The sequence below is a fragment of the Acinetobacter sp. 102 genome, assembly GCF_037028485.1.
Classification (GTDB): Bacteria; Pseudomonadota; Gammaproteobacteria; order Pseudomonadales; family Moraxellaceae; genus Acinetobacter; species Acinetobacter higginsii.
The window spans coordinates 74,282-91,136 of record NZ_JAZEZK010000003.1; the positions used below are offsets into that span (position 1 = coordinate 74,282).

At 41.4% G+C, this 16,855-nt stretch carries 14 protein-coding genes and 1 pseudogene; 10 read left to right on the forward strand and 5 right to left on the reverse strand.

What is annotated here, in order from left to right:
* Positions 1-93: 93 nt before the first annotated feature.
* Positions 94-2,733, forward strand: a complete 2,640-nt coding sequence (locus WA352_RS03935; protein ID WP_004653959.1) for a bifunctional aconitate hydratase 2/2-methylisocitrate dehydratase — start codon at positions 94-96, stop codon at positions 2,731-2,733.
* 233 nt (positions 2,734-2,966) lie between these two features.
* A complete protein-coding gene (locus WA352_RS03940; protein WP_033132959.1) occupies positions 2,967-3,188 on the forward strand; it encodes a hypothetical protein in 222 nt (73 codons plus the stop codon).
* 108 nt (positions 3,189-3,296) lie between these two features.
* On the opposite strand, the gene WA352_RS03945 is transcribed toward WA352_RS03940, so the two are convergent.
* Complete coding sequence (locus tag WA352_RS03945) at positions 3,297-4,754, reverse strand: DASS family sodium-coupled anion symporter (RefSeq protein ID WP_033132958.1); 1,458 nt, start codon at positions 4,752-4,754, stop codon at positions 3,297-3,299.
* A gap of 267 nt (positions 4,755-5,021) precedes the next feature.
* On the opposite strand from WA352_RS03945, the gene WA352_RS03950 reads away from it, so the two are divergent.
* The 6 genes from WA352_RS03950 to WA352_RS03975 all read left to right on the forward strand — a co-directional run bounded on the left by WA352_RS03950 (position 5,022) and on the right by WA352_RS03975 (position 10,618).
* A complete protein-coding gene (locus tag WA352_RS03950) occupies positions 5,022-6,005 on the forward strand; it encodes an ion transporter (protein WP_033132957.1) in 984 nt (327 codons plus the stop codon).
* Between the two features lie 291 nt (positions 6,006-6,296).
* Entirely contained in the window at positions 6,297-7,253 is a 957-nt protein-coding gene (locus WA352_RS03955; protein WP_033132956.1) for an ABC transporter permease, read from the forward strand.
* Positions 7,243-8,199, forward strand: coding sequence for an iron chelate uptake ABC transporter family permease subunit (locus WA352_RS03960; RefSeq protein ID WP_033132955.1), 957 nt, complete (start codon positions 7,243-7,245; stop codon positions 8,197-8,199). Before WA352_RS03955 ends, WA352_RS03960 begins: the two co-directional genes overlap by 11 nt.
* Positions 8,190-8,954 (forward strand): iron ABC transporter ATP-binding protein, encoded by a 765-nt coding sequence (locus WA352_RS03965; protein WP_033132954.1) that lies wholly within the window; start codon positions 8,190-8,192, stop codon positions 8,952-8,954. The genes WA352_RS03960 and WA352_RS03965 overlap by 10 nt, the downstream gene beginning before the upstream one ends.
* A 9-nt stretch (positions 8,955-8,963) precedes the next feature.
* A complete protein-coding gene (locus WA352_RS03970) occupies positions 8,964-9,917 on the forward strand; it encodes a siderophore ABC transporter substrate-binding protein (RefSeq protein ID WP_033132953.1) in 954 nt (317 codons plus the stop codon).
* A gap of 95 nt (positions 9,918-10,012) precedes the next feature.
* Positions 10,013-10,618, forward strand: coding sequence for a DUF2238 domain-containing protein (locus tag WA352_RS03975; protein WP_033132952.1), 606 nt, complete (start codon positions 10,013-10,015; stop codon positions 10,616-10,618).
* A 26-nt stretch (positions 10,619-10,644) separates the two neighbouring features.
* Here the strand turns inward: WA352_RS03975 and WA352_RS03980 are convergent, their stop codons facing one another.
* A complete protein-coding gene (locus WA352_RS03980; protein WP_005204315.1) occupies positions 10,645-11,865 on the reverse strand; it encodes an MFS transporter in 1,221 nt (406 codons plus the stop codon).
* Between the two features lie 197 nt (positions 11,866-12,062).
* On the opposite strand from WA352_RS03980, the pseudogene WA352_RS03985 reads away from it, so the two are divergent.
* Positions 12,063-12,853, forward strand: a pseudogene (locus WA352_RS03985) (DUF4198 domain-containing protein).
* A 312-nt stretch (positions 12,854-13,165) separates the two neighbouring features.
* Here the strand turns inward: WA352_RS03985 and WA352_RS03990 are convergent.
* Positions 13,166-13,867 carry an epoxyqueuosine reductase QueH gene (locus WA352_RS03990; protein WP_033132950.1) on the reverse strand — a complete coding sequence of 234 codons (702 nt, stop codon included), beginning with the start codon at positions 13,865-13,867 and terminating at the stop codon, positions 13,166-13,168.
* 242 nt (positions 13,868-14,109) lie between these two features.
* On the opposite strand from WA352_RS03990, the gene WA352_RS03995 reads away from it, so the two are divergent.
* Positions 14,110-15,030 (forward strand): LysR family transcriptional regulator, encoded by a 921-nt coding sequence (locus WA352_RS03995; protein ID WP_162180561.1) that lies wholly within the window; start codon positions 14,110-14,112, stop codon positions 15,028-15,030.
* Positions 15,031-15,117: 87 nt separating this feature from the next.
* Here the strand turns inward: WA352_RS03995 and WA352_RS04000 are convergent, their stop codons facing one another.
* Together WA352_RS04000 and WA352_RS04005 are read right to left on the reverse strand one after the other, a co-directional pair.
* Positions 15,118-15,573, reverse strand: a complete 456-nt coding sequence (locus WA352_RS04000) for a DUF441 domain-containing protein (RefSeq protein WP_005204306.1) — start codon at positions 15,571-15,573, stop codon at positions 15,118-15,120.
* Positions 15,574-15,755: 182 nt separating this feature from the next.
* Positions 15,756-16,610, reverse strand: a complete 855-nt coding sequence (locus tag WA352_RS04005) for a hypothetical protein (RefSeq protein ID WP_005204303.1) — start codon at positions 16,608-16,610, stop codon at positions 15,756-15,758.
* Between the last annotated feature and the right edge of the window lie 245 nt (positions 16,611-16,855).

The following is a 16,855-nucleotide window of genomic DNA, read 5'->3' on the forward strand; positions in this document are numbered from 1 at the left end:
GAAGTCTAGTAAAATTTTGCTGTCCACATTACTTGTAAAGCTTGTAGCAAGCTGGAACTTACAAGTAATTTTTTAAAAAAGAGGAATAACACTGTGCTAGAAGCTTACCGCCAACACGTTGAAGAACGTGCCGCACTCGGAGTCCCACCGAAGCCGCTTGATGATGCTCAAACTGCTGAACTCGTAGCCTTATTAAAAAATCCACCAGCAGGTGAAGAAGCTTATTTAGTAGATTTACTAGAAAATCGTGTTCCAGCAGGTGTTGACCAAGCTGCATATGTAAAAGCTGCTTTCTTAGCTGCTGTTGCAAAAGGCGAAGCAACCTCTCCACTCGTATCTAAAGAACGTGCAGTTTACTTACTAGGTACAATGCTTGGTGGTTATAACGTAGCACCACTTGTTGAACTTCTAGACAATGCTGAGCTTGCTGAATTAGCGGCTGAAGCGTTAAAGAAAACACTTCTTGTATTTGATGCATTCCATGATGTAGCTGACAAAGCAAAAGCAGGCAATGCTGCTGCTAAAGCAGTATTACAATCTTGGGCTGATGCAGAATGGTTCACAAGCCGTGCTGACGTTCCAGAAGAAATCAAAATCACTGTGTTCAAAGTAACAGGTGAGACCAATACGGATGACTTGTCTCCAGCTCAAGACGCTTGGAGCCGTCCAGACATCCCATTACATGCAAACGCAATGTTGAAAAACGAGCGTGACGGTATTAACCCTGAAAAACCAGGTGAAGTTGGTCCATTAAACCAAATCAAAGAATTGATCGCGAAAGGCAACCAAGTTGCTTACGTAGGTGACGTTGTTGGTACAGGTTCTTCTCGTAAATCCGCAACGAACTCTGTACTTTGGTTCTTCGGTGACGAACTTCCACACATTCCAAACAAAAAAGATGGTGGTGTGTGCTTAGGTTCTAAAATCGCGCCAATTTTCTTTAACACAATGGAAGATGCAGGTGCATTACCTGTAGAAATCGACGTTGCCAACATGAACATGGGTGACGAAGTTGTATTGAAAATTGATCACGCTGCTGCAAAAGTAACTGCATTTAAAGACGGTGCACAAATTGCAGAAGCTGAGCTTAAAACCCCTGTACTTTTAGACGAAGTACGTGCTGGTGGTCGTATTAACTTGATCATTGGTCGTGGTTTGACTGCGAAAGCGCGTGAAGAATTAGGTCTTGCACCTTCTACATTGTTCCGTACTCCAGTACAACCTGCTGACACTGGTAAAGGTTTCACCCAAGCACAGAAGATGGTTGGCCGTGCATGTGGTTTAGCAGAAGGTCAAGGTATCCGTCCGGGTACTTACTGTGAACCTAAAATGACGACTGTTGGTTCTCAAGATACAACAGGTCCGATGACGCGTGATGAGTTAAAAGACTTGGCATGCTTGGGCTTCTCAGCTGACTTAGTGATGCAGTCTTTCTGTCACACTGCTGCGTATCCAAAACCAGTTGACGTAACAACTCACCATACATTACCTGACTTCATCATGAACCGTGGTGGTGTATCTTTACGTCCAGGTGACGGTATTATCCACTCTTGGTTAAACCGTATGTTACTTCCAGATACTGTTGGTACTGGTGGTGACTCACACACACGTTTCCCAATTGGTATTTCATTCCCAGCGGGTTCTGGTCTTGTTGCGTTCGCAGCTGCAACTGGCGTTATGCCACTTGATATGCCTGAGTCTGTACTTGTTAAGTTCAAAGGTAAAATGCAGCCTGGTATCACTTTACGTGACCTTGTACATGCAATTCCTTACTACGCGATTCAAGCGGGTGACTTAACTGTAGAGAAGAAAGGTAAGAAAAACATCTTCTCGGGTCGTATCCTTGAGATTGACTTATCAGAAATGGAAAATGACTTGACTGTTGAGCAAGCATTCGAACTTTCTGATGCATCTGCTGAGCGTTCTGCTGCTGGCTGTTCAATCACACTTTCTGAAGAGAAAGTTGCTGAATACTTACGTTCTAACATCACCATGTTGAAGTGGATGATTGCTGAAGGTTATGGCGATGCGCGTACTATGGCGCGTCGTGCTGAAAACATGCAGAAGTGGTTAGATAACCCAAGCTTGTTAAAAGCTGATGCTGATGCAGAATACTTAAAAGTTTACGAAATCGATCTTGCTGACATCAAAGAACCAATTCTTTGCTGCCCGAACGATCCAGATGACGCAAAACTTCTTTCCGACGTTCAAGGCGACAAGATTGATGAAGTATTCATCGGTTCTTGTATGACTAACATCGGTCACTTCCGTGCAGCGGGTCAGCTACTTGACAAAGTACCTGGTGGTTCATTGTCTACTCGTTTATGGTTGGCTCCACCAACGCGTATGGACGAGCATCAATTGATGGAAGAAGGTTTGTATAACATCTATGGCCGTGCTGGTGCACGTACAGAGATGCCAGGCTGTTCATTGTGTATGGGTAACCAAGCACGTGTAGCACCGAACACAACATGTGTATCGACTTCTACACGTAACTTCCCGAACCGTTTAGGTCAAGGTGCGAACGTTTACTTGGCTTCTGCTGAGCTTGCATCTGTAGCTGCGGTTCTTGGTAAATTACCAAGCCCAGAAGAATATCAACAGTACGCTTCGCAAATCGACAGCGCTTCTGCTGACATCTACAAATACTTAAACTTCGACAAGATGAGCGAATATACAAAAGAAGCTGATCAAGTTGATACCAAGAAAATCCAAGCAGCTCAATTAACCTAATACCTTAGTGAGCTAAAAATAAGGGCTGAGTAATCAGCCCTTATTTTTTTATATAATTTTTAATTAATCTAAATTTGAAAACCAAGATATACATCAAAAAAATTGTAGTGATATCCTGTGATATAGGAATCCAGTAATTTAAATTGAGATGGTCTAGCAATTTTGTCTTTACAGTTCAAATAATCCATCGTTTAATCATCGAAAATGAATGATTTAAAAGTAGATTCAACTCAATGGCGAAACAATCCCGCTTCTTATGTATTGGTGGATTTCTTAATGGTTCAGCTGTGAAAGATCAAGGTGACAGTTTTATCTGTATTGAAAATGGCAAACAAGTAAGCTACCACAAAAAGGAAATTTTCCATCAAGACTCATGGCATCAAGATTACTACGTCTGCGAAACGACGACGGATCAACAAGCACGAAACTGGGTTTATGACATCAAGCCTAATTAATGAAGCTGCTATCATTTTATTCGGTGTCTGGGCTTATAATCCTAGTATTCTTTAAATACATACATAAAAAAGCCCCTTTGATAGGGGCTTTTTTTAAACTAAATCATCCTACCAATAACCCAGCATTTTCCACCAAAGTCCGCCAATCACCACAAAGATGATGATATTGACCACACTCATGACAAAGCCAGCTTTCCACCATTCACCCAGAGTGGTGTAACCCGAACCAAACACCACAGGCGATGTACCCGTTGCATAATGGGTTAAGGTCATCATGATACTCGAAGCTGCTGCCATCATTAAGGCAAATAACATCGGTGGTGCACCCAGCGCCAGTCCAGCCGTATAGAAGGCCGCAAACATGGCAGTGATATGGGCCGTGGTACTGGCAAACATATAGTGTGCATACAGATAAGCAAGCATCAATAATAAACAGGCAGGCATCCAACTAAGACCTAAATGACCAATCCCTGTTTCTAACACACCTGAGAACCATGTGATTAAACCGAGCTTATTTAAATAAGTCGCCATCATCACCAAGGCAGCAAACCAAGTGATGGTATCCCATGCGCTTTTTTGCGTCAGGATATCTTCCCAAGTCAATACGCCCGTAATCAGTAGCAAGCCCAAACCAATAAAGGCAGTCGTGGTGGGATCAACCGCCCAAGCTGAACCGAAGATCATGGCAGGGATACCTGCCCATAACAGCAGTAAAATCCCAAATACGCCAAGCATAATGATTTCATTTTTGCTGACAGGCCCCATTTCTTTTAACTTGGTTTTGGCAAACTGAGCCGCATTCGGAGTTTCTTTGACTTCAGGTGGATACATCCAGTACATAATCAACGGCATGACGATCAAGGCAATTAAACCTGGTAATAACATCGCCAGTGCCCAAGTACTCCAACTCAAGGAAATCTGACTGTTGGTTGCTTTCGCTACAAGATCAACCACCAAAGGGTTAGGAGCGGTTGCGGTAATAAACATGGCAGAAGTAATTGGGTTGGCTTGATAGTTGACCAAAGCTAAGAATTTCCCCATACGACCTTCGGTGCCTTTGGCAGGGTCAGAGTCATAACTGGTAGAAATTGCACGTACAATCGGGTGAATAATCCCACCACCACGTGCAGTATTACTTGGGGTAACTGGTGCAAGAATCAGTTCAGACAGTACCATGCTATAACCGATACCAATGGTTTTCTTGCCCCAAACTGCGATAAATAAATAGCCTAAGCGTGCACCCAATCCAGTTTTTTGCAAGCCTTTAGAAATCATGATTGAAATACCAATCAACCAGATCAGCGGGTTAGCAAAACTGCTGAGCGCATCTTGAATGGCACCACTTGGGCTATCGTTGGTAACACCTGTCACGGCGACCAATGTAATGGCAATAATCGCAATCGCACCAATCGGCATGGCTTTACCAATAATGGCGGCAATCACACCGACAAACATTGCGAGTAAATGCCATGCATCAGGATCAACACCTGTAGGCACAGGAATGACGAACCAGATAATTAATGCAATAAATAAAGAGATCAGCGTCGGGAGAGCTTTAAATCCCATGTAATTTCCCCTTGTTGTACGGGTTTAATAAAATTTATAGTTCTTTATGAATGAATCGTTAAAGAAAATAACCACTAAGCTTTTATTATCGTTGAAGCGAGCAATAAACTGCAAAGAAAGTTTTGTTGAAACAGCGTTATATAGCGCAATGAAGTGAAGAATGATTTTTTTTAAACGAGAAAATAAGGCTTAAGGTTAAAATCCCTTATTAAATATGAAAGCATCATGCTACATTTTCAGCTTACTTGATCAAACAATAAGTATGGTATGACTCAATTTTCATGGCAGCAATTAAGACGCTTTGTTTATGACAACTTGCACAATGATGACTATAAAAGTACGGTCAGCACCTGCGTAAACTATCTATTGATTGCCTTGATTATTGGCAACGTTGCTGCGGTTTTGTTGGAGTCCGTCAACGAATTTTATCAACTGTACAAGCCTTATTTCGATATCTTTGAAAATCTCTCGATCATGATTTTTAGTGGGGAATATCTGCTCAGGCTCTGGAGTATTGTTGAGGAAGAACCACAAGAGGATGCATGGAAACAGCGGATTCGCTGGATGAAAAGTGGTGGGGCAATTATCGACTTATTGGCGATTTTACCTGCTTATCTCAATTTCATTGTTCCGATCGATTTGCGTTTCTTACGGGTCTTACGCTTGGTTCGCTTACTAAAACTGACCCGATATTTTGTTTCCCTGCAAATTCTATTGCGCGTGATTCAACGCGAAAAAGGCTCATTCCAAGCGGTCATTTTTATCTTGGTGATTATGATCGTGATGACGGCATCAGCGATTTATGTGGTGGAAAATAAAGCCCAGCCTGAGGCGTTTAGTTCAATACCACAATCGATGTGGTGGGCAGTAGTTACCTTAACCACGGTTGGTTATGGCGATGTAACACCAGTAACTAACTTGGGTCGGATACTTGGTGCATTCATTACCATTCTTGGCGTCGGTATTGCCGCTTTACCTGCGGGTATTTTGGCTTCTGGCCTTGCCAATGAATTAAATATGCGTAATCAGCGATTGGAACAGGAGTTTAGGGAAGTATTACAGGCCAAAGGTTTGGATCTGTTGCATGATCAAGTGGAAATTGAACGGATTCGCAAAAAGGTCGGTTTACCCAAAGAGCAGACCCATGAAATTATTATGCAACTGGTCAGAGAAAAGTTGCTAGAAGATCAGGAGCAGGAAAAGAAACTGTGCCGTTACTGCCCACACTGTGGTGAAAAGCTTCCTGAATAATTTGAAATTTATTATAAAAATGTAGCCTAAGGCTTCAGTATAAGTTGGTAATGCTTAGCTATTTATTCGGATGAGGCGACACTCGATTTGGCTCTAAAGCTCGGTAATACTGAGACTTAGGGCTTTTTATTAAAAATTAAAAGTTCAGTTCATTAAGCGTTACTTCACGCAGATATCATTTCATTTAAAAAAGTTAACAATAATCTTTATCATTTGTGATAGTTTCTTGTTAAATGTTTTGTAATTTTTAAGCTTCTTTTAAGTTTAAGCATACTATGAAGTTCTCCCAACATGATTAAGCGGCGTTATCTAATTTTATTATTGCTTCCACTGGCATTGATTTCCCTATTTGTCGGTGTAGGCGAGATGAGTCTTGCTGGTTTGTGGGCAGGCAATCCACAGGATTGGCAATTGTTCTGGACCAGTCGTTTGCCGCGTCTTATGGCAATTGTTGTGGCTGGCGCGGGCCTGAGCGTCTGCGGTTTGATTATGCAATCACTCAGTCGCAACCGTTTCGTTTCTCCAACCACCGCAGGTTTATATGACTGTGCCCGTTTAGGTGTATTGGTTTCGATTATCTTGCTACCGAGTGCTTCAATTTTTGTAAAAACAGGTTTTGCCATAACTGTGACACTGATCGGGGCAATGGCCTTTATGAGCATTCTGGCAACCCTCAAGCATCGAGATACCGTCTTTGTTCCTCTGGTGGGGATGATTTTTGGCAGTATTATCTCAGCCTTTACCACCTTTATCGCCTTGCAAATGGATTTATTGCAGAACTTGGCGGGGTGGTTGCAAGGTGACTTTTCCACCATTTTAAATGGTCAATATGAGCTGATTTATCTTAGTATTCCTGTCTTGATTCTGATTTATATCTTTGCCAATCGTTTTGTCTTGGCAGGCTTGGGACAGGATTTTGCCACCAATCTTGGACTGAATTATAAACAGACCTTATTTCTGGGTTTGCTTCTGGTCTCGGTGATTACCGGTGTGGTGATTGTGACCGTGGGTGCGATTCCGTTTCTTGGGCTGATCGTACCGAATTTGGTCAGCTTATATCTAGGTGACAATATCCGCCGAACCTTATCACATACGGCGCTCCTGGGTGCTTTGCTAGTTCTGCTGTGTGATGTTTTTGGTAGGGTAGTGATCTATCCCTATGAGGTGTCGGTGAGCCTGATTATGGGCATCGTTGGTAGTGTGATTTTCCTGTGGTTATTGCTCAGGAGATACCGCTATGCCACATAAAACCAAGCTCATTGTTTTAGCCTTTTTAACTATCCTCAGCATTGCCTTGTATTTGGGTTGGGGCTTAGGTGTGACATGGCAATATGCACTCGGTCTGCGTTTAAAAACAGTTACCGCAATCATTGTCGCTGGCGTTGCTGTAGGGGTGTCGACTTTGGTATTTCATACCATTGTCAATAATCGGGTCGTGACACCGCAGGCATTAGGATTGGATAAATTATATGAACTATCCAAGACCAAGATTATTTATTTCTTTGGTGCCAGCACCTTGCTGTCATTTAACTTTGTCTTGGATTATTTGATCAGCTTGGTGTTAATGCTGAGCTTTGCCTTATTGTTGTATCGCTTTATTTTCAAGAAAGTTGCACAGCAAAATATTTACTTCCTGTTGTTGGTCGGGCTGATCTGTTCGACTTTATTCGACAACATGACCACTTTCTTTCAAGTCTTGCTCGATCCTGATGAATTTCAGATTGCAGCCTATGCCGGTTTTGCCAGTTTTAATGTGGTGAAAATGGAAACTGTTGGACTGTCTTTACTGACCATTGTGCCGATTCTATTTTACAGCTTAAAGCATTATCACAAGTTGGATGTGATGGCGTTGGGACGCGATCATGCTCTGAATTTGGGTCTGTATTATGACAAGACCAGCCGCTCGCTATTGATTCTGGTGGTATTGGCATTGGCTTCTGCGACAGCCTTGGCAGGCCCGATGATGTTCCTTGGTTTGCTGGTCCTCAACATTAGCCTTGAGCTGTTCAAGACCCATCAACATCACATCTTATTAGTCGGCATTATTTTGGTCAGCATCCTGTGTCTGATGATTGGGCAATTCATCGTATTACATCTATTGAATCTTAAAACCACGCTCAGTGTGATCATTAATTTTGTCGGTGGAATTTATTTCTTCTGGATATTACTGAAGGAAAATAAAAAATGGCAATAGAGCTAAAGAATTTAAGCAAAAGCTATCAGCAACAGCAGGTGGTACAAGAGCTTTCACTCAGTATTGCCAAAGGTCAGTTTACGGCTTTTATTGGCCCGAATGGCGCGGGAAAAAGTACCGTGCTTTCGATTATGAGCCGTCTAATCGAGGCTGATCAAGGACAAGTTTTGCTGGATGGACAGGATCTACGCCAAATGAAAAGTGCCGAGATTGCAAAAAAACTGGCCATCTTAAAACAGTCCAACCACACCGAGTTACGACTGAGTATTGAAGATTTGGTGTCATTTGGTCGTTTTCCCTATTCGCAAGGCCGCCTAACGCAGGAAGACCGTGAGGTGATTGATCGTTCCATTGCCTATATGGATTTAGAAGCATTACGCCATCGCCAATTGAGTGAGCTGTCAGGTGGTCAACGTCAGCGTGCTTATATCGCCATGATTCTGTCACAAGACACCGATTATATTTTGCTGGACGAACCTTTGAATAATCTGGATATGAAGCACTCTTCACAGATTATGAAGGTGTTAAAAGATCTGGCTGAAAATCATGGCAAATCCATCATTGTGGTAATTCATGACATCAATTTTGCCTCGGTCTATGCCGATCACATCATTGCCATGAAAGAAGGGCAACTGGTCTATCAAGGTCATCCACAGCAGATGATGGATGAACGCATTCTCAATGATATTTTTGATTTTCATATCCCGATTCAACAGGTTCAACAGCACAAATTAGGTTTGTATTTTATTAGTTAGGAGTTCGTTATGCTTTTCAAAAAAACATTGCCAGTCATGATGCTGAGTGTGGTCTTGGCTGCATGTGGTAATTCCGAAGCACCTTCGGCAAAACAGGACGTAAATGCTACTGCGACACAGGATAGTTTGAGCTTTAATAGTAAGGCTGGTCAGATCACGATTCCTGCAAACTTGTCTCGTATTGCGGTACTGGATACCAATGCCCTAAATACCATTCATGCCTTGGGTGCGAGTGATAAAGTGGTGGCCTTACCCAAAGGCACGCCCTTACCGAAAGTACTGCAAGATTTTAATGATGGGAAGTATCTGGATATTGGAACAGCCAAAGAACCGAATCTGGAAAAAATTGCAGCCAGTCAGCCTGAGCTGATTCTCATGAGTGGCCGTATGGAAAATCTGATGGGGCAGATTAAACAGATTGCGCCGACTTATTTTGTTGATGTGGATTACAACGATCAGTTTAATTCCTTTAAACAGCAAACCCTAAATATCGCTGAAATGGTGGGTAAAAAGCCAGAAGCAGAGCAACAGTTGCAAACTTTAGAAAAAGACATTAACGCATTAAAAGCCAAGACTAAGGGTAAAACAGCGTTAGTGATCTTGGTCAATAACAGCAAAATTGCAGCTTATGGGCCAGGCTCACGTTTCGGTAATATCCATGATCTATATGGTTTTACTCCTTCAGATCCTTCAATCAAAGTGGGCTTGCATGGTATGGCGGTGTCGCATGAATTTATCGCTCAGAAAAATCCAGATTATCTATTCGTGATTGACCGCGGTGCTGCAATTACTGAAAATCAGCAAGGTGCAAAACAGGTCTTGAATAATAAGATTATCAACCAAACTAAAGCCGCGCAAAATGGCAATATTGTTTATCTAGATTCAAGTAACTGGTATTTAATGAACAATGGTTTGGATGGCATGAAGGACATGTTGAAAGAAGTGGCAGATGCCGTAAAATAAAAATTCAATCTGCTGATTTTATAACAAAAACCCGAAGGACTTCCTTTGGGTTTTTTATATGATGGGATTTAATAAATCACTACTTTTATAACATCATGCGTATTTCTTTATTGTATTTGGGCACGGCGATTTTAGCCATTTTGCTGCTGATTTCTGGAATTCAGCCTTTTGATCGAACCACATGGTGGCTTGAAGTGATACCCGTATTGATTGTGGTCCCGTTATTATTTGCCACTTATAAAGCTTTTCCACTCACTCCTCTGTTATATGGACTGATTTTCTTGCATGCCATTGTGCTGATTGTGGGCGGGGCATATAGCTATGCGCGTGTGCCGTTGGGTTTTGAAATGGCACAATGGTTTGGTTTAGAACGTAATCCTTATGACAAAATTGGACATTTTATGCAGGGCTTTGTCCCAGCCATAGCTGCGCGTGAAATCCTAATTCGCAACCATATTTTAAGCAAAGGCAAAATGCTGAGCTTTATTGTGATCTGTATTGTATTGGCCATCAGTGCCAGTTATGAATTGATTGAATGGGCGGCTGCATTGTCTTTGGGACAAGGGGCAGAAGAGTTTTTGGGGACACAAGGGGATGAGTGGGATACACAGTCAGATATGTTTTTTGCCTTGATTGGGTCGATCACAGCCTTATTGTTATTCTCTCGATGGCATGATCGACAAATAGCAGAGTTAATCTAGTCACTGCCAATGCAATGAATCTACCGTTAAGACACGGCAGATTCATTTTTTTGTGAATATTTGGCGTACGCTAGCGCAATCAATAGAATCGCTAGACCACCTAAACTTAATACAAAACCGACCCAAATCGGTGCTAACCAGCCCATATTATGACTGAGGACCCAACCACCCAAGAAAGCACCGAGCGCATTGGCCAAGTTGAAAGCTGAATGATTCAGTGAGGCCGCCAAAGTTTGTGCATCACCCGCAATGTCCATCAAATGGGTTTGTAAAGCACCGCCTAGACCGATTACGGTAAAACCAATTAAGAATAGGGCCGCAATTGCTGTATAAAGATTGGACATCATAAAACTGGCGGCAACAAAGGCCAGTGCCGAACTGATCAAGATCCCAATAATAGTTTTAAACAGATTTTTATCTGCCAACCAGCCAGCAACTAGACCACCAATCACCATACCTACACCCCAAATTGCAAGGGCCACAGGCACCACACGAATATCGGCATGGGTATATTCGGTTAGAATCGGTGAAACATAACTATACACCGAGAACATGCCACCAAAGCCAATTGCACCAACGGCAAGAGTCAGCCACATATTGATATTTTTTAAACCCGCCAACTCTGCTTTGATACTGGCCGTTTTCTGCAATGGGATATTGGGAACAAATAGACTGACACCGATCAGGGTAATAAACGCGATCACCGCAGAAAACTCAAAACCTGATTTCCAGCCAAATTGTTGACCCAACCATGTGGCAATCGGCACGCCAATGACATTGGCAATGGTGAGTCCCATCATCACTTGTGCAATCGCGGTGGCACGGCGTTGTTTGCCTGCCAGTTCAGCCGCAACCAATGCGGCTACACCAAAATAAGCACCGTGTGGAAATCCTGCAATAAAGCGAGACAGTAACATGGCTTCAGGTGTAGTGGCAAAAGCGGTTGCTGCATTGGCCAAGCCATAAAAAAGCATCAAGCTAAGCAATAGTGTCTTACGGGGTACTTTTGCGCCTAAGATCGCAATAATCGGTGCACCCACCATGACACCGAGTGCATAAGCGCTGATGAAATAGCCTGCATGTGGCACACTAACGTTTAAATCGGTAGCGATTTCCTGAATCAATCCCATTGCCACAAATTCAGTAGTACCAATACAGAAACTACCCACTGCAAGGGAGAAAATAACCAGGAATAAGGAATAGTTGGGTGAGGGAGATGAGTGCAAGGGAGAGCTTGACGAGGACATAATATCTCGAGTCTAAAAGTACCGCCGTATTATATTCGACTCGCTTTGGGAAAGGTGAAATAGAACACAATTTTTATCTCAATTGGTTTGGGGGCGGTACTATATAAAAACACAATAATTGAATGATAATTATTTTCATTTATGTATAATGCAAAGCAGACATTTTTAGCTGAATTTTTATAAAGGGTGGGAAAAGAGTGAAAAAATTATTAATTAGTCCATTGTTGCTTGTTTCAGTTTATAGCTTTGCTCATGAGCCCTATGTTGCGCCGCTTGCATATACAACGGAACAAACCCAAGTCGCAATTATCTCGGGTTATGCAGAAGAAGCTTTACAAAGTGAATATGCATTAAAAAATGCGAAGTTTGAAATTACCGCACCGAATAATACGAAAACCACAATTGAGCCAGATTCTAAGCTCAGTTCGGCAACTGTATTTGACTTGAAACTGCCTGAAGCTGGGACTTATACGGTCAAAACCAGTGCCAGTTATCCTTTGAAATATGTGCAAGATCAAAAAGAATGGAAAATGTTCTTTGATATGCCAGCAGACAAAGCACCTGTCAGAACTGAGCGTGATTTTATCATTCCTTCAGATTTAAAAGCGAAAAAATTTACACCTGTTGAAATTACCCGTGAATGGACATTTTTGACTTATGTGTCTAAAGAGAAGAATACGCCAGTGCAAGCAAGCACAGCACCGATTCAAGTTGAATTTTTAACCCATCCAAGTGAGCTAAAGGCCAATCAAACAGTGAAAATTAAAGTATCAAAAACCATCAAGCATTGGCCAATGCCAATGTGGTCATTCGTGCTAAAGGGGCAACCGATAAGCAAGGCATTAGCTTGAAGACAGCTGCAGATGGCAGTGCTGATTTAGTTTTTGCTAAAGCAGGCGAGTATTTGATTGAAGTCAGCGAAGCAGTCGATACGAAGCAAAAGCCAAGCAATCAGTTCTATAGCATTATCAGTGTTGCTGTAAACTGACCTTTTAATGGAGATTAATCTAGAGAAATTATGCTATTTCAGAGTCTTTAAATGAAAAGACTAGTATAAGGATTAACCTTCGGTTCGACCTACTTTTCTTTCGGGAAAAGTAGGCAAAACCATTGCCATTCGCAAAACTCGTTCGCTACCAACATTTAACACTTTGCATCGCAAAAACATTATCTGGCAAAAGTAATCCTGTCTCAAACAGTTGCGAATGACGTTGCCGCGTATCTAAATATATGAGCTGCCTTTTATATGGTATATAAATCATTTAGATGATCATACATTTATAATATTAGCATCGAAGAGCTAGTTTGATTGATTTGACTCGTCATCCATTGCATTACTATAAAATTTAACGCCCAATTTAATTCGATCTCGACCATTGCTCATACGCCAGCGATTACTATCTCTGAGCGAATAAACACAGCCACAGTATTCCTGTTGATAGAACTCTTCACGTTTGCTGATCTCCAACATACGGACTGCGCCGCCATGTTTACGCCAGTTATAATCCCAATATTGGATATCTGGATAATGCGCCGCTGCACGCAGACCACAGTCATTGATTTGCTGCATATTCTTCCAACGTGAAATGCCCAGTGAACTGCTGATCAGACTAAAGCCATGTTCATAGGCATATAGTGCGGTACGTTCAAAGCGCATATCAAAACACATGGTGCAGCGAATGCCTTTCTCAGGCTCATTTTCCATGCCTTTGGCACGGGCAAACCAGTTATCCGTGTCGTAGTCACAATCGATAAACTGAATATTATGCTTTTCGGCAAAGCGAATATTTTCCTCTTTACGGATTAGATATTCTTTCACAGGATGAATATTCGGATTATAGAAAAAGATTGAAAAGTCGATGCCAGACTCAATCAAGGTTTCCATCACTTCACCTGAACATGGTGCACAGCATGAATGCAGCAACAGTTTGTCATGTCCTTCAGGTAGGCTGAGTGTTTGGCGTTCAAGCGTCTTTTGACTTGGATGAGGCATCGTCGGCATAGTCTGCAAAAGTGAATTGTTTATTGTAAAAGCTTTAAACGTCTGTGGAGCTCTAATTCCATGAAATGTTCTCAGCTCAAGCTGAAAATTTTTAAATACCAAAAGCATTGGAGTATTAATCGAAATTGGTGTGCTGAGTTTTTAAACGCCCGTGAACAGGTAAGTAATGAAATAAAAGTCATGGTGAGACAAACTAATTAATATCATGCTAAGATGAATTAAATTCAATAATGGTAGTGGTCGTGTTAGAACTCCGTCATTTAAAAACGTTAATTGCTTTAAGAGAGCACGGTTCATTAGTATCTGCAGCAACAGATTTATGTCTTACGCCATCGGCAATCTCACATCAATTAAAAGAATTGGATCACTGGTATGGGGTAGAAGTGGTTAACCGTCGTAGCCGTCCTGTGAGTTTTTCCAATGTGGGTGAACGTTTACTGAAACTGGCAGATGATGTACTGCCACAGGTGCAAATTGCACAAACCGATATTACCCGTATTGTGCATGGGCAAACTGGACGAATTATTTTCTCATCCGAATGCCATAGCTGTTTTGATTGGCTCATGCCATTACTCAATCAATATCGCCTGCAATATCCTGATGTGGACCTAGACTTTGCAGCAGGTTTCGAATCGAATCCGCACGAGTTATTGCAAAATGCGGAATTTGATTTATTAATTACGGCTGATCCGATTGCATTAAAAGGAATTGAGTATTTCCCAATCTTTGAATACGAATCTCGTTTAGTGCTTTCCAACACCCATCCCTTGGTACGTGCAGAGCAGGTTTCAGTCGAAGATTTAGCAGAAGAAACCTTAATTACCTATCCCGTTGATAAGCATCGTCTTGATATCATGGCGCACTTGTTTATCCCTGCCAATATTCAACCCAAACATATTCGGACCACCGATTTGACCCAAATGTTGATTCAATTGGTTGCCAGTGGGCGTGGTATTGCAGCATTACCTGATTGGGTCGTGAATGAGTATGAGCAAAAAGGTTGGGTAGTAAGCCGTCGTTTAACCTGTGTTTCACCACAAGGATTGAGACGTACCTTATATGCTGGTTATCGAACAGAAGATAAGGAAAAAAACTATTTTGAGGGCTTTATTAAGCAACTTGAAAAGTTTTCTAAGATGCGAACGGTTTATTACGAGCAATAATTGAGTTTTGATTGCAATTTATAAAAGGTAGAGGGAAATAGCCTTCTACCTTTTAGCAATAAGATAATGCATGCAAGCATTCAATATTTAAGACTTGCCAATGAGAAGAGATAAGATTCCTGCGGCAATCAATGGACCTACAGGAACACCGCGTAAGAGCGCAACGCCTGCAACCGTTCCAATCAGAAGTCCTGCAACTACATCGGGTTGATTACTCATCAGTTTGACACCGCGTCCACCGAGCCACGCCACTAATAACCCAACTGCAATCGCAGCCAATGATTTAATACTGATAAATGATTTTAGAATGCTTTCACCGCTGATTTTGCCGCTTGCGATCGGTGCAAGGACACCAATGGTCAGGATAATAATGCCTATATTCAAACCATGATTTTGAATATAGGGGAAAAACTGATTTAGAGGAGTCAGTTTAACTAAGATCAGGCATGCTGCTGCGACTGTGACTGCCGTGTTTTGACTAAAGATACCGCAGCCCAATAAAACAAGCAGAACCAATAAGTTGACATCAAATTGTGAAAACATGCGCGAAACGTTTGCGGGAAAGAAAGTTGAATTATACCGTAAAATATAGGCTAACTTCGGTTAAATTCATTTTAATAGCTGAGGGGAAGGCTTTCACAATCAGGATTTTGTAGATTCTCCAAGACATTAAAAAAGCCATCTTTCAACTAAAAGTTGAAGATGGCTTCCTTGTGCGAAAGAGATTAAGCCAATTTTTTGAATGTTCCATAATAGGCAATTTGTTCATCCCAGAACTGTTCCCATAAATCGCAATATTCAAGGCAAATTTGGCGGATCGATGCATATTCAGATTCAACACAGGCTTGTGCCAATACGAACCATAAATCGTCTTCATGATCATCATCAGCCGCTTCAGCAGATGCATCATGTGAAACACCATGAACATAGTAATAACCGCTATTAACATCAAAGCCGATAGCGTTGGTTGCTTGACGCAATGCAGGGCTAAATAAAATGACTTCCTCTTCCGCGACTGCTAACAGGGCAGAAACGGCTTGATAGCTATGAAATGAGTTTTCCAGATAATTGCGAACACGTTGTGAAATAAGAGAAGGTTGATAGTCATTCCGTTCTGCTTGACTGAGTTCAAAGTCATTTAACACATCTTCAAACAGTGGGTAGTGGGCATACTCAGGATTGCCTGAATAGTAACCTTCTTCGTCTAAACCAGGACGGAAACCAAATTCATCCAGAATATTAAGATTAAGTAAAAAACGAGGGAACATTTTTGAACCAGAGAGTAAGCGCGGTTCTAACTGTTTGGTTTGAAATTGAGCCATTAATAAAGCATCAGTAAATACTTGTACGATGGCATGGCGATATTCTAAATGAATGTGTTTTAAGGTTTCTTTATCAATTACACCGTCATTTAAAAGTTGAATAGCTGGATGGCGTGAAACAGGGTGATTTGAAATTTCTGCACGTAGTTGTTTCAGAAAGTTCAGGTTCTTGTTCCATTGTTCTGCAGAAATACTATTCTTCATTCCTTCAATAGCTTTCTGTCTTGGGTCGTTAAAGTTTTCAAATTTTTTTGGCATAGTCTTGTACTCGATGAATTAATAATATTATTGCTTTTCCAATTATTTAGTTAGATTTTGTTTGGTTGCTTATGAATATAACTATTAGTTCAACCAAAGAACTTTTTATTGGATGATTTAAATATAAAATGAATTTTTTGTGAAATCAATTTATTAAGTCGGCTAAAAAATAGCAAGAAAGTTTATGAATTAACTTAACTGTAAGTAAACAGTGAAGTGTTTCACGGAAAAAACAAATATTTTAA